The organism is Candidatus Planktophila lacus (genome assembly GCF_002288385.1).
GTDB classification, from domain to species: Bacteria; Actinomycetota; Actinomycetes; order Nanopelagicales; family Nanopelagicaceae; genus Planktophila; species Planktophila lacus_D.
This window is the reverse complement of the sequence record NZ_CP016783.1, coordinates 219,127-232,645: the sequence shown is the minus strand read 5'-3', so window position 1 is coordinate 232,645 and position 13,519 is coordinate 219,127. Positions and strand designations below refer to the sequence as shown.

General features: G+C 45.7%; 14 protein-coding genes and 1 other RNA gene. 5 read left to right on the top strand and 10 right to left on the bottom strand.

The window, feature by feature from the left end:
- Positions 1-139: 139 nt before the first annotated feature.
- The gene (locus tag A1sIIB60_RS01100) at positions 140-1,213 is read right to left on the bottom strand and encodes a pirin family protein (protein ID WP_095688851.1); all 1,074 of its coding nucleotides are present in this window, start codon (positions 1,211-1,213) and stop codon (positions 140-142) included.
- A gap of 133 nt (positions 1,214-1,346) precedes the next feature.
- On the opposite strand from A1sIIB60_RS01100, the gene A1sIIB60_RS01095 reads away from it, so the two are divergent.
- From A1sIIB60_RS01095 to A1sIIB60_RS01085, 3 genes are all read left to right on the top strand, one after another.
- The gene (locus A1sIIB60_RS01095; protein WP_095677068.1) at positions 1,347-2,744 is read left to right on the top strand and encodes an HNH endonuclease signature motif containing protein; all 1,398 of its coding nucleotides are present in this window, start codon (positions 1,347-1,349) and stop codon (positions 2,742-2,744) included.
- Positions 2,745-2,806: 62 nt separating this feature from the next.
- Entirely contained in the window at positions 2,807-3,379 is a 573-nt protein-coding gene (locus A1sIIB60_RS01090) for a GNAT family N-acetyltransferase (RefSeq protein ID WP_095677067.1), read from the top strand.
- 2 nt (positions 3,380-3,381) lie between these two features.
- Entirely contained in the window at positions 3,382-3,726 is a 345-nt protein-coding gene (locus tag A1sIIB60_RS01085; RefSeq protein WP_095677066.1) for a hypothetical protein, read from the top strand.
- Positions 3,727-3,734: 8 nt separating this feature from the next.
- Here A1sIIB60_RS01085 and ssrA read toward each other — a convergent pair.
- From ssrA to A1sIIB60_RS01045, 8 genes are all read right to left on the bottom strand, one after another.
- Positions 3,735-4,106: a transfer-messenger RNA gene (gene ssrA / locus A1sIIB60_RS01080) on the bottom strand.
- Positions 4,107-4,212: 106 nt separating this feature from the next.
- Entirely contained in the window at positions 4,213-4,737 is a 525-nt protein-coding gene (locus A1sIIB60_RS01075; protein WP_223298746.1) for a GNAT family N-acetyltransferase, read from the bottom strand.
- 30 nt (positions 4,738-4,767) lie between these two features.
- Complete coding sequence (gene smpB, locus A1sIIB60_RS01070) at positions 4,768-5,247, bottom strand: SsrA-binding protein SmpB (RefSeq protein WP_095677064.1); 480 nt, start codon at positions 5,245-5,247, stop codon at positions 4,768-4,770.
- A gap of 27 nt (positions 5,248-5,274) precedes the next feature.
- On the bottom strand, positions 5,275-6,177 hold the full coding sequence (ftsX, locus tag A1sIIB60_RS01065; protein WP_095688849.1) for a permease-like cell division protein FtsX: 903 nt from the start codon (positions 6,175-6,177) through the stop codon (positions 5,275-5,277).
- A 26-nt stretch (positions 6,178-6,203) separates the two neighbouring features.
- The gene (gene ftsE / locus A1sIIB60_RS01060) at positions 6,204-6,893 is read right to left on the bottom strand and encodes a cell division ATP-binding protein FtsE (RefSeq protein ID WP_095688848.1); all 690 of its coding nucleotides are present in this window, start codon (positions 6,891-6,893) and stop codon (positions 6,204-6,206) included.
- Between the two features lie 191 nt (positions 6,894-7,084).
- Entirely contained in the window at positions 7,085-8,188 is a 1,104-nt protein-coding gene (gene prfB / locus A1sIIB60_RS01055) for a peptide chain release factor 2 (protein ID WP_095688847.1), read from the bottom strand.
- 137 nt (positions 8,189-8,325) lie between these two features.
- A complete protein-coding gene (locus A1sIIB60_RS01050; RefSeq protein ID WP_095688846.1) occupies positions 8,326-9,462 on the bottom strand; it encodes a hypothetical protein in 1,137 nt (378 codons plus the stop codon).
- Entirely contained in the window at positions 9,462-10,475 is a 1,014-nt protein-coding gene (locus A1sIIB60_RS01045; protein ID WP_095688845.1) for a hypothetical protein, read from the bottom strand. Before A1sIIB60_RS01045 ends, A1sIIB60_RS01050 begins: the two co-directional genes overlap by 1 nt.
- A gap of 85 nt (positions 10,476-10,560) precedes the next feature.
- Between A1sIIB60_RS01045 and A1sIIB60_RS01040 the strand changes: the two genes are divergently transcribed.
- Positions 10,561-11,913 (top strand): hypothetical protein, encoded by a 1,353-nt coding sequence (locus A1sIIB60_RS01040; protein ID WP_095688844.1) that lies wholly within the window; start codon positions 10,561-10,563, stop codon positions 11,911-11,913.
- Positions 11,914-12,238: 325 nt separating this feature from the next.
- Positions 12,239-12,619, top strand: coding sequence for a hypothetical protein (locus A1sIIB60_RS01035; protein WP_095688843.1), 381 nt, complete (start codon positions 12,239-12,241; stop codon positions 12,617-12,619).
- A gap of 17 nt (positions 12,620-12,636) precedes the next feature.
- Here the strand turns inward: A1sIIB60_RS01035 and A1sIIB60_RS01030 are convergent, their stop codons facing one another.
- Positions 12,637-13,398 (bottom strand): SDR family NAD(P)-dependent oxidoreductase, encoded by a 762-nt coding sequence (locus tag A1sIIB60_RS01030; protein ID WP_095688842.1) that lies wholly within the window; start codon positions 13,396-13,398, stop codon positions 12,637-12,639.
- Between the last annotated feature and the right edge of the window lie 121 nt (positions 13,399-13,519).

The following is a 13,519-nucleotide window of genomic DNA, read 5'->3' as shown; positions in this document are numbered from 1 at the left end:
ACCGGCGCAAAAGTCCGTCGGCGACTGAAAAGATAACTACACAGTCGCCTCATGAACTTATTGCGCTGCGTAGATCAAACGGTCAACCTCCGTCGGCGACTGAAAAGATAACTACACAGTCGCCTCTCGAAGGTTTCCCTTACTTCTCTTGCAGCTCGGTTGGAGCGTTATGGACGTCCAGGACATCGGCAGCCTTTACGTCTCCGGAGAGTTTGTCGGTGCGGTTCAGTGTTTGTCCTGACTGGGGGCGCTTGGCATCTTCCTTATAAATCGCAGGGATTGAGCCAAGTAAACCCTTCTGGAAATCCTCAAATGCTTGCAGCACTTCGCGCTTGGTATTCATTACGAATGGCCCCATCCAAGCAACAGGTTCCTTGATTGGTTGGCCACCGAGAATAAATAGTTCAAGGTTTGGTGAACGAGTTTCCTGGTTATTTGCAGCGCGTACAACGATTGAATCACCATCGCCGAAGACAGTTAGCTGACCCATCTGTACTGGACGGTTTTCATCGCCGACAAAGCCGTGGCCTGCGATTGTGTAAACAAGTGCGTTGTAATCCTTACGCCATGGCAAGCGAAGTTCTGCACCAGGTGCAACAGTTGCGTGAATCAAAGTAATTGGTGTTTGTGTTGTGCCGGGACCAACATGTCCATCGAGTTCACCTGCGATAACGCGAATAAGTGATCCACCATCTGCGCTAGATAAAAGTGCGACATCATTTGCACGCACATCTTGATAGGCAGGTGGTAACCATTTCTTTTCTGCAGGAAGATTTACCCAGAGTTGGAAACCGTGAAATAAACCACCGCTCATTACCAAATGCTCTGGTGGAGTTTCAATGTGAAGAATTCCGCCGCCGGCTGTCATCCATTGTGTGTCACCGTTTGAAATTGTTCCGCCGCCGCCGTTGCTATCTTTATGATCAAAGATTCCATCAATAATGTATGTAACTGTTTCGAATCCGCGGTGTGGGTGCCATGGGGTTCCCTTAGGTTCACCTGGCGCGTATTCAACTTCGCCCATTTGATCTAAGTGAATAAATGGATCGAGTTCTGCCAAGTCAACGCCTGCGAATGCGCGACGAACCGGAAAGCCTTCACCTTCAAAACCTTGTGGCGCGGTCGTGATGCTCTTTACGCGACGTGCACGTGAATTTGGCGCATCGGTGACGCGAGGTAGAACGGTGATGTCACTTACGGTAACTGCTGGCATTTTTGCTCCTTATGTCTGAGCCTGATTTTAGTTGAACTTTCAACTACCTGCAACTTAAAGTTATATTCACATTTATGTGGATAAAGCGCTCAATGAGCCTAATTTTGTCAGCCCTGCAAACGATTATCTGCCCATGTCTACCGCCGCCGAGATCGCAACTTCTATCGGGCCGCTGGATGAAAATACATTTCAGAAAGACTTCCAAGCTCAGGCTCTGGCTTCAGACCTAGATATAACAAGCAAAGTTACTGAACTTTTAAATTCCATGCCAGGGATCAAGACTCTCTCCGAATTAGTTTCAATCGATCCTGGCAAACTTTCGCCCAGTTCGCGTATTGATTACTTAACAGCGCTAGAACGCCAAACCGCTTGGCTTCAGGCTCTGATGCAACGGGCAATCATTGCTGTGGCTGGAAATGATCCAAGCGTCGCAAATGGTCAAGAACCATTCTTTGGCGTTGATGAAGCAGAACGTGAAGATGTTTCTACTGCCTTGCGCCTTTCCGCAGGAACTGCCCAATCTCGTATAGATGTTGCGCGAACTTTGGTAAATCACTTACCCAATACTTGCTCAGCTTTAGCAACCGGCGATATTTCTCTCGCACATGCAAATGTAATTGCCAAAGAGACCGCAGCTGCAATTCGTGATGGACTAACTGAGTTTCAGATTTTTGAGGTAGAGCAGCGCGCTATTGCCCATGCAGAATTTCACACTCCAGCCCAAGTTGCCAGCCAAGTACGCACTTCTTTGGCGCGGATCGCTCCAGAAACTTTTGAAGATACGGTCGCACGGGCACGTGATACTCGTCGAGTTTCTTGTTATAACGATAGCGATGGAATGTCTACAGTCGTAGCAATCTTGCCTGCCGCGGATGCGCAAGTAGTAATGAACGCGATCGAGAGCTTTATCCGTTTAGCCAGCGCCGATATTGAAAACAAAGATGGATCTGTTAGCGCTAAAGATGCAAGAAACACAGATATGAAGCGCGCGGATGCACTAACAGCAATCGCTGCAGCCTCACTTTCTGCTTCTCCTGTTACACCTCATCGCCGTCCGATATCAATAAACGTCACAATCGATCTTCCAACGCTGCTCGGTCTTGCTGAAAACCCAGGACAGTTGAATGGTTACGGGGCAATTCCTGCATCGGTGGCTCGCGAATTGGCTTCCGACGGAAAATGGATTCGTTTTATAACCGATCCACAAACAGGAAATCTATTGGATTACGGTCGGGAAAGTTATGAACCTCCGCAAGCGCTGAAAGATTTCTTAATTGCTCGAGACCGCACTTGCCGATTTCCGGGATGTCGAAGATCGGCAGCGCTCTCAGATTTGGATCATGCACAAAGTTGGGAAGAAGGGGGGTCTACTTCGGCGGAAAATTTAGGAGCGCTGTGTAGGCGACACCATCGATTAAAAACTCATGACGGTTGGAGCGTAACTAGCCATGGCGATGGTTCCTGCACTTGGGTATCTCCACTTGGAAAGAAATTCTTCACACCAGCACGTTCTATACATGACGCCGTTTGATTCAAAAGCCACCTTGCGAATAACCCTGCGTGGCTCCTTCTTGATGAGCGATACTTACTTCCATGATTTGGTGGCCAAGTGAGATTCCTACTCTCCAATATGGTCGCGTCACCCTGCGTCCGCCAGCGGAATCTGATGTTGAGCAAATATTTGAAGCCTGCCAAGATCCGCTAATTCCCCGATTCACCACGGTCCCGGCCGAATACACCATGGCTCACGCCCTGGATTACGTTCAACGTGTTCCGGCTTCGCTTGAACTACATCGTGAGTTCCCGTTCATAATCGAATTTGGCGTCGGAGACGACAAGGAATTTGCAGGCGTTGTCTCACTCCACACAATCAGCCTAGATAACCACCGCGCAGAAATCGGTTACTGGATGCACGCTCCGATGCGCGGAAAAGGTATCGGCACAATCGCTGCCAAGATGATTACCAACTATGGATTTCTAACGATGGGCTTTCGCCGCATTGAAGCAGCTGTTGATTTAGATAACCATGCTTCGCAGAAGTTGTTAATGAGCTCCGGCTATAACAAAGAGGGAATTCTCCGTCAGCGCGTTACACGCTCTGACGGAAGTCAGATCGATATGGTTGAACTCGCAGTTCTTGCTAGCGAATGGGATGAGTTAAAGTAAATATGGAATCTTTAGCACTTGTAGTTGCAGCGCTAGTTGCTCTAGTTCTCTTTACTGGCCCAATTGCGCTGCTACTTACGAGCAAACTCTTCTGGGAATTCACTAAGAAAAATAAGGCAATCTGGTGGATTCGCAGATTATCCGTTGCTGCAATTGCTTTAATTGGCATGCCGGTGCAGATGGTTTTTATCTTTAATCAAATTCCATCGGGAGTTAAAGCGCTCTCCTTTATTGGATTTGGTCTAAACACAATTGCACTAAAGCGCGAATTTGTAAGAAACATTCCTTGGCGTTCGCTCTTTAAGATGCAATCTGGCGATGCCAATGGACCGGCAGGGCAGCGTTAAATAAAGATAAGTGGAGGTGCCGGGAATCGAACCCGGGTCCTTCGGAATTAAAACAGGGCTTCTACGGGCGTAGTGTGGCTATCGTTTTCTCAGTTCCGAATCTCTTGCACACAAGTATTCGACAAACTCATTTGCGAAACTGTTCTCCGGTCGCGTTCGCAACGCCACAACCGTGAAGAGCCCTCTATCGGCGCTAGATTCCAGATCGAAGGCGAGTCTGGGCTAACGGATCACAGAGCTTGCTTAGGCAGCAAGAGTGAGATCATCGGCAGTTGTACTGACGATTATTTTTTGCACAGGTTTTTGGTTAACGAGATCATCCTGGCTTCCTCGGCCCGCTTCCCCTGCCTCAACAACCAAAGTCGAGACCGTTCACCCCCATGGGTGTGGAAAGCTATTTCCACTATTTAGTTGTGTTCTTATTGTACGGAACGCCAACGAAAAGTGAGAAATTCCCCTGTTATTAATGCTTTTTAAGCGTGAGAACTAAGCCTGAAATTCTCTCTTTAAAATCGCATATAGCCACATATCGCACCATTCGCCTTTAAAGAACTCTCCATCTAGGTACGTTGCTTCGCGACGCATACCTAATTTTTCAGCAAGCGCTGCCGATTCAGGAACTCGAGTATCGATATCTGCAATAACGCGATGTAAATCAAAGTTTTTAAATGCATAGCCAAGAAGCGCCTTAGTTGCTTCAAAGGCATAACCTTGGCGTTGGAAATCTTGATGAGTTACCCAACCAATATTTGATGCTTTATTTATCTTTGATATAAGTCCCATGTTTGATTGGCCAATAACTTGACCTGTGCTCTTCAGTTCCCAGACGAGAACGATGAAATCGTTATCTTCTTTTAAATCAAACTTTCCTGTGGCAATAGTTTCTTCTGCAGCTTTTTTCACTTGTTCGATCGTTCTAGGTGGCCAAGGGATGTATCGGACTATCTCGGGGTTTGATTGATATTGCAGAAGATCATCAATATCTTCTATCTGCATTGGCCGAAGGATCAACCGATCCGTTTCAATACGAAGAGACAATTATTACTGGTCTTTTCCTGATCGACGACGAGAAATCTCGCGTTCAACTTCGCGGCTTGCTTGGCGTTCCATAAGTGAATCGCGCTTGTCGTGCGCTTTCTTGCCGCGAGCAACGGCTATTTCGATCTTGGCTTTGCCATTGTTAAAGTAAAGCTGCAAAGGAATGAGAGTTACTCCGCCTTCTTTGATCTTTATGTGCAGTTTCTTAATCTCCTGCAAATGCACAAGCAGCTTTCGTTTGCGGCGGACATCGTGATTAGTCCAAGTTCCTTGGGTGTATTCCGGGATATGAACACCGGCTAACCAGAGTTCGCCATTTTCAACGGTTGCATAACCATCAATAAGGGAAGCACGCCCTGCGCGAAGTGATTTAACTTCGGTGCCAGTTAGGACAATGCCACATTCAAAAACATCTTCAATTGAATAGTCATGACGCGCTTTCTTATTCTGCGCGATGAGTTTGCGGCCTACTTCTTTCACCACGGCAGGTACCGATTAGACATTTACCTTTTAAACCTTGAGGTAACGGCGGAGCGTGATCAGTGAGGCAATAGTAGAAACGGTGAATCCTGCTAGTAGTAACCAAGCAGATGCGATCCAGACTTCATTCCAACCAAAGAAGTTGGTGAAGGTAAGAAGTGGGGCAACTTTGGAATCAACCACAGTCTTTAGCCCTGCCAACAAGCCGGTCGCAAATCCCCAGCCAATGAGGGCTGAGAAAATACCTTCGAGCAAGAATGGAAGTTGGATAGACCAAGAAGATGCACCAACGAGTTTCATAACCCCGGTTTCGCGGCGGCGGTTAAATGCTGCAATACGCAAGGTATTTGATATCAAAAGACCGGCAGTTAGCACTGAGAAGAGACCAACAAGAAGTGCGCCGTTACGCAATACATTTAGAAGTTTAAAGAACTTCTCCAAAATTGTGCGTTGATCCTGAACAACATCTACGCCAGGACGACCCGAGAATGCGCTAACAACAACTGCAAACTGGGTTGGATCTTTCAACTTAACGCGGAATGACTCAGGCAATTGATCTGCAGTTACGTTCTGAGCAATTGCAGAATCCTTAAAGCGCTCTTGGAAACGTGTGTATGCCTCAGATTGTGATTCATAGAAAGTACTCTGAACAACAGGAAGTGCATCTAGATCTGATTTAATCGCAAGGCGTTGTTCGGGAGTTACTACACCGCCAGAACAGCTTGGAGATTCAGATAAAGATCCACACAAGTAAACAGATACTTCGATCTTGTCATACCAATAATCTTTCATCGCATTAACTTGGGCGTTTGAAAGTAACCCAATACCTAGAAGGGAAAGTGAGATCGCAGTAGTAACAATGACCGCAAAGGTCATTGTTAGGTTACGGCGTAGCCCAATACGGACTTCGCTTAATAAGAATCCTGCGCGCATGTCTTTACCTTATCCCTTGAATCTAACTAGCCCGTGTATCCGTAGACGCCGCGAACCTGGTCACGAATAACGTGGCCTGCATCTAATTCGATGACGCGCTTGCGCATCTGATCCACAATGCCGGCATCGTGGGTAGCCATCAAAACAGTAGTGCCTTCGCGATTAATGCGATCGAGCAACTTCATGATTCCAACAGATGTTGCTGGATCAAGGTTTCCGGTTGGTTCATCGGCGATGATGATCGCCGGGCGGCTCACATATGCGCGGGCAATTGCCACGCGCTGTTGTTCTCCACCTGAAATCTCGGTTGGCATGCGATCTGCCTTATCTTCCAAACCAACGAGTTCAAGAACTTCTGGTACTTCGCGAGCAATCTCTTTCTTGGAATAACCAAGGACGTGCAAAGTGAAGGCGACGTTTTCGGAAATTGTTTTATTCTGTAGCAAACGGAAATCCTGGAAAACAGTTCCAACTTGGCGACGCAGATCTGGAATCTTGTGATTTGGAAGTTGCCCTAAATCTTTTCCAGCAACGTGGATGACGCCCTGAGATGGTCGCTCTTCACGCAAGATCAAACGAAGGAAAGTTGATTTACCTGAACCTGAAAGACCAACAAGGAAGACGAACTCTCCCTTAACAATTTCTAGGCTCACTGTGTCTAGCGCAGGTCGTTCTTGACCTGAGTAAAGCTTCGTCACATTCTCAAAACGAATCACACGAACTCCTTCGTTCCTTTTGGGCGCCATGGATATGGGGGAATTTGGCTGCCGTACTGAGACCTAGTTTAGGTATAGATCTGCGAAAAGCGCCTGATATCGGTGCAAATTGCGTGGATTCTCAGGAAATATCACCAGATATCTACGCGTGAATTGCGCTCAATGTGAAAAAAATTACTTGAAATAAATATTTATGAAGCGCTAGATCTGCGCCAGCGAATTCCCGCTTCGATGAAATCATCGATTTCACCATTTAATACTGCTGAAGTATTTCCAGTTTCGTGGTTGTTTCTTAAATCTTTAACCATTTGGTAAGGCGCTAATACATAAGAGCGCATTTGGTTACCCCAAGAGCCTGAATTATCGCCCTTCAAAGCATTGATCTTGGCTTGTTCTTCTTGGCGACGACGTTCCAATAATTTTGATTGCAAGACAGCCATTGCTGTTGCTTTGTTCTGAATCTGTGAGCGCTCGTTCTGACAAGAGACAACAATCCCAGTTGGAATATGAGTTAAACGAACCGCAGAGTCTGTTGTGTTTACACCTTGTCCACCAGGGCCAGATGAGCGATATACATCTACGCGGATTTCCTTTTCATCAATTTCAATGTGATCGCTCTGTTCTACAACTGGCACAACTTCAACGCCAGCAAATGATGTGTGGCGGCGAGATTGCGAATCAAATGGAGAGATACGCACTAAACGATGAGTGCCTTGCTCAACGGATAAAGTTCCATATGCATAAGGTGCGCCAACGCGGAAAGTAGTTGATTTAATTCCCGCTTCTTCGGCGTAGGAAGTTTCAAGCACATCCACTTTGAATTCGTGGCGTTCGCAGTAACGCAGATACATACGCATCAACATTTCTGCCCAGTCCGCGGCTTCAACGCCACCGGCTTCAGAGCGAATAGTTATCAAAGCATCACGATCGTCATATTCACCATTGAGAAGAGTCGTAACTTCTAACTCGCTAATCGCCCTAACTGCAGAATCTAATTCGAGTTCCGCATCCGCTAATCCAGAACCATCAGGTTCAGAGCCTGCGAGTTCAAACAAGATCGGTAGATCTTCAACTCTGCGACGAAGTGTTTTCAATCGAGCGATAGTGCTCTGAACTCGAGATAACTTACTCGTTACCTTCTGCGCCGCTTCTGGGTCATCCCAAAGATTCGGAACACCGGCAGCTGCTTCAAGTTCAACGGCTTCTGCCTCTAACTTAGGAAGATCCAAGACCTTTTCGATAGAGAGAAGCGTTGCACCAATTGCAGCTATCTCTAGATCGTATTCGCGGGCCATGGGGTAAGGATAGCGAGTGTTAGAAAATCCTTATACCGAAGGTAGAGTGGCCTGATTTTTAATCAGCGACCAAGAAACTATGCGAACTCAATTGCAAGGCTGATTCATTTGGTGAAGAAATTTTGAAGAGTTCTGAACTAAAGGGCTCTTTCACGTGTGAAATTCTTCTCAGCGAGTTCGATGATGTCGTCGAACTGATTAACTCCGAATTCAAAGCCAGGCTCCTGCATTGCGGGATGAGAGGCATTCAATTCATCTCTTCTTGAGTGAATATTCGCGGTTTTATAGGAGGAGCAAGTCGAGACGTATTCCGCTCCCAGTAGTTCAACTTGAGCTCTTATTGATTCAATTTCAGCATTAACAAGTTCTCTACTTAAGAATAGATCTGATCCAAGTTTTGCCAATTGCCTTTGAGTTTTTTTCACTTTTCTCTTTTCAAGAATCAAACTCCTCTTCGAAGAATGGAGTTCATGAGATATGGGTGAGTAGTGAAGAAATGCCATGACCGCGCCAACGATAAGAAAGGCTGCCTGTAATAGAAAGAAAAATACAATGAGATAAAGCACTCGTGAAAGGTCTTCTTTTCCAAGTACTCTCTCAAGTGAGACAGACTTTCCATCAGCTGTGTTCGCCGCTCTGAGAACAGCTAAAAAAATCACGACAGAGATAAGACTTATTCCCAGTACGAGAGTAATGCGTTTAACCCAGTTTTCTTGTGGGCGCTGACGGTCCAACTTCATTTTGAGTAACGTGCCAATTAGGTGGGCTCCCATGACAGTCAGAAGAGCCACTGCGATTGCTACCGTCTCAGGTTCTAAACCATTTCCACCAATAATTTTAATTACCGCATCTTTTGTTACGAAGTACTCACCTGCTGCCAGAACTAGCAAAACTGGAAAATGCACAATTGAACTAATGGCTTGAACTCGAGCAAAGCGCCCGATTGGCTGTTCCTCCTTGTAACCATTCAAAGTATCCTTAATTTCCTGAATTCTGGCTTCACGCTTTGCCGCATAGCTTTCCTGATTCACAAGTTCCTTCTCTAAGAAGTGAATTTCCTTGGCACGGCCCAAAATTGCATCAATCTTTGCATTCAGTTCGAGCCGAGAGTTCAGGATCAAATTCTTAGCCCGCTTTTGATACTCTGCAAGGCTCTCAATGAAAAATGGAACAGAGCCGGTTCCCCAATCTTCACTCGGAATCTCAGCCTTTCCATCACGGGTGCCGCTTTCCTGAGCCCAAGCTTTCATGCCCTTAGAAATTTTTCTTGCCATTACGCTCTCCCGTCTGTCGAAGTTTTTAGATCAAATCCAGAGGCATCAGCAAAGCATTTCCAGAATATAGCCAAAGCTTCACCTTCGTCGGCAGAGACGCTCTTTGCATTTCCCCGACCAATTATGTCCACTCTTACTCCTTGAATATTTAAGGCAGAAAGCTCAGCCTGAGTTTTGGCAATAGCACAGATCTGATCTTTGCCAATTAACCCGCTTAGTAGACCTGAGGAACCGAAGAGATCTCTTTGGCCATTTGTCCAATGGACCATATCTGAAGCGAAAATAACCTTAATACGTGCGCTTGGTTGCTCTACTTTAATTTTTTCTACCCAAGTGTCAATTTCTCGAAATGCACCAAAAACGTCAGAACCCGATGCCTGAAGAAATGAATCTGGAATCTGATTCTCAATCAAATTAATTGTAGAAAAAGCGCCATCACAAAGTCGGGCTGCAATTTCCTTGGAGATATCGTCACCAAGGTTGACTTCCATCGTTCCATAAATCTTATTTATACATGCCTTAGCATCATCAATATTTTTCAGACTTAAAGCCTGTCTATAGGATGCGAGTACCAGTGGCCAGTCCGTTGAAATCTGATCACCTGTACGTCCATAGACTTTTTCTAAGTCCACAAATAATTTATACCCAAAGTCGGACTTGGTTATTGATGTAACGCTTGCTTGAGAAGCACTTCCCACGATGTAAGTCATCGACAGATCAATTGGGCCGGACGGTTCCGGTGAAAATGGATTGCCTAGTGAATCTAGGGCTAACTCTTTGTAAATACTTGGTTTCATTCGGTCGTACTGATTATTCACATCATTGGAGCCAGAAAGATCTAGCACAAATCTGGTCACTTGAGCGGGGGGCATCGCGATTGGTGGCTCAGAGGAGCATCCAGTCAAGACGCCAGTCGCTAAAATCGATGCAAGTGTAAGACCTATTAGTGGTTTACCTCTGGATAGGAAAATCGGCCAATTTCGGGCTGAGAGGATTACTCCAAAGAACTTCACCCCTTTACTCTAGCCAAATCCTTTTCATTTGCCCATCTTTTGAAAAGTTGAGATTCAATCGCATAGTGATGGCACGTCTAATTCAATGGAAATACAATTAATTGTGTCTAAAAAGACGGTTCCCAAGGATGCAGAACAGCTCATGCTGAAGTCTGGTTTGAAGCCTTTAGAGCCATACAAAAGTGCTAACGAAAAATGGAAGTGCCTACATCTTGATTGTGGGCAAATAGTTTTTCCACGATACAGTTTAATTAAACGTGGGCAGGGTGGATGTAGACCATGTAGTTTTGCAAAAACAGGATTGGCAAGCAGGGTATCTCCTGATCAGGCACTAATGAAGTTGAAAATACAGAAGCTGGAACTTGTTGGTGCATATAAATGGGTGGATAAAAGAACATCATTCCAAATCAAATGTTTACTCTGCAAAAAAGTTTCTAATATTAATTGGGACACTCTTGGGAAAAAGGGGAGAAACAAAGGTTGCGAAAAATGCGCACGAACATCAGCAGGCTTATCTCAGGTAACCCTTGAAAAACACATTCAATTACTTGCTAAACATAATTTAGATGCAGTTGGAAAGCACACGGGAAATAGCGATCTTGTTAGAGTCCGTTGTTTAGTTTGTGGAAAGAATAAAGAAATTAGAAGAAATTTCTTATTAGCTAGAAAAAATCTAAGGCTTGGCTGTATGGACTGTGCAGGAGCCAAAATTGCAAATCCGAAAAAAATCGCCCAAGTAATGAGGAAAGCAAAACTTGAACCGCTTGTGCCATATCCTGGAACACATGCAAGATGGAAATGTAAATGCTTAAAATGTGGAGAAATTGGTTATCCAGAATATAACTCAATTCTCAGTGGGCAAGGCGGTTGCATCCCTTGTGGACTTGTGGCCATTGGAAACTCGAAAAGAACCCCAGAGGCCGCTGCCGTAGCAATCATGTTCAAGGCAGATTTAAAACCCCTAGAAGCTTATGTGAACATGAATACTCCGTGGAAATGTAGGTGCCTAATCTGCAAAAGAATCATCACCCCCTCTCTTGGAAATGTTAAAAGTGGGCATAAAGGATGCGTTTACTGCGCTCCAGCGGGCCTGGGCATGGACAAAAATTCATACGTTTACCTAATAACAAATCAGGAACTAAATGCCCATAAAATTGGAATCGGCAATGTAAAAAAGCATATGGATCGTTTAGGTAGGTTTAATGCGAGGGGATGGGTTACCTACAAAGTTTGGCAATTTGAGTCTGGGAGAGAAGCGCTCGACGTAGAAAAAATGGTATTCAAAGTAATTCGAAAAGACCTTCAGATCCCAATTTTTTTGTCCTACGAAGAAATGAGGAGTACGGGCGGGCATGTGGAGACGATGGGGGCAGACTCAATTTCCTTGATAGAGCTTGAGAAGATAATTAAGAAAGTCATCAGGAACTATAAAAAATAGGGATTTCTACCCGGCTTTCGTGCCCGATTGCCCGATTTTTCTAGCCGTAAATTTAGGAAAACTTGCGATATGTAATGTCACAAATTGTTTAAAACAAATCAGGAAGGTGAGAGAAGATTTTGTCTCTACCCGCCTGTATTTATGAAGAGCCAACCCAAAAGCCGGATACAGCACCTGTTGATTGTAGGCCTGATCAATTACTCATTTTTTATGACTTTGTGTTGATAAATTTGTGCTCGATTTTTCGTAATAATTCATTACCGACCCATTTCCATTGTGCTACACCCCAACGCGCTCAAAGTTGATCCTGATATCCTTCCGACTTATGAACACCGATCCTGCCAAGCAAGCGCGTAAGCGCTCCATCGCGTCAGCCCTTCTCTATATAGAGGGTGCAGTTGTGTTAGCCCTAGGTGTCTGGGTCGGCGTAATGGGAATTACCCATGAAGATCGCGAGATTCCGCCGCTAGCGGGAGTGCTGCTCTTCTCGTTGGCAGGTGGCCTTGGGCTCTTGGCATGTGGGCGCGCATTTGCACAGAGAAAGAATTGGGGCCGCGGGCCGGCAGTCTTTGCAAACTTAATTGTTTTGGGAGTTGTTAAATATCAATTCGAAGGTGGCTTCTTAATCGGCGCAATTCCATTGTTATTACTTGCAATACCAGTGCTCTATTTTGCCGTAACGATAATTCCCGAAGAGCGTAAATAATCTAAAGACGGGTTAGTTTAAAAAGGTACGATCTTTCTATCTTCCCAAAGCAGTCCCGTTACTTGATCGGTTCCACGTTCTGAAATATCTGCAGTTGCAAGCCAGATTGCTGTCTCGGCACCTTCTTCGGCGCTACGTGGTGCATCGGGCCCGCCCATATCTGTGCGCGAATGATTTGGACAGATCGCATCAACATAAAATCCGCGAGCGCCAAGTCCGGTTTCATGTGCCAGGTTTCTAACAAGTGCGTTAACGCCAGCTTTACTAATTCGATACGGTGCAAGTCCCCCAGCATTTCCTGGTCCCGACATTCTTCCTAAACATGCTGAGTAGATAACTAGCCTTCCATTGCGTGCATCGGCCATCGCAGGTGCAATCACATTTACTAATGTAAAAACAGAATCTAAGTTAATCGCCATTACGCGATTCCATTCGGCATCGGTTGTGCGCAGAGTCTTCGACATCTTCTCGCTCATCACGCCATGTGCCAAAACCATTACTTGTGGCGTTGGAAGTGAAGCAGTTATCTCTTCAGCGACTTTGCGGGTAATTTCTTGGTTTTCTAAATCTGCCACATGCGTTGTAATGTTTAAACCAGGTTGCGAAGTGGAAAATTCTGAAAGGAGTTGTTCTCTCGCTGAATTCAACCTTGCCGGATCTTTCGCGATCAGCGCTAAGTCATAGCCGCTTGCCGCCAACCCCCGCGCAGTTTCAAAGCCCAGCCCACGGCTTCCACCGCTGACAATGGCCATTGGTCGCATCGGAGATCCTGAGTTCATGCGCCAACTCTGCCAATCCTCTGGCCCCTTGTCGCGCTGAGTTTCCGGGCGCGATTGTGGTCAATATCGCGCTCGAGGTCGGCGCTACGGGATTTATTCATGCTCGGCTCAGCCGATAGTC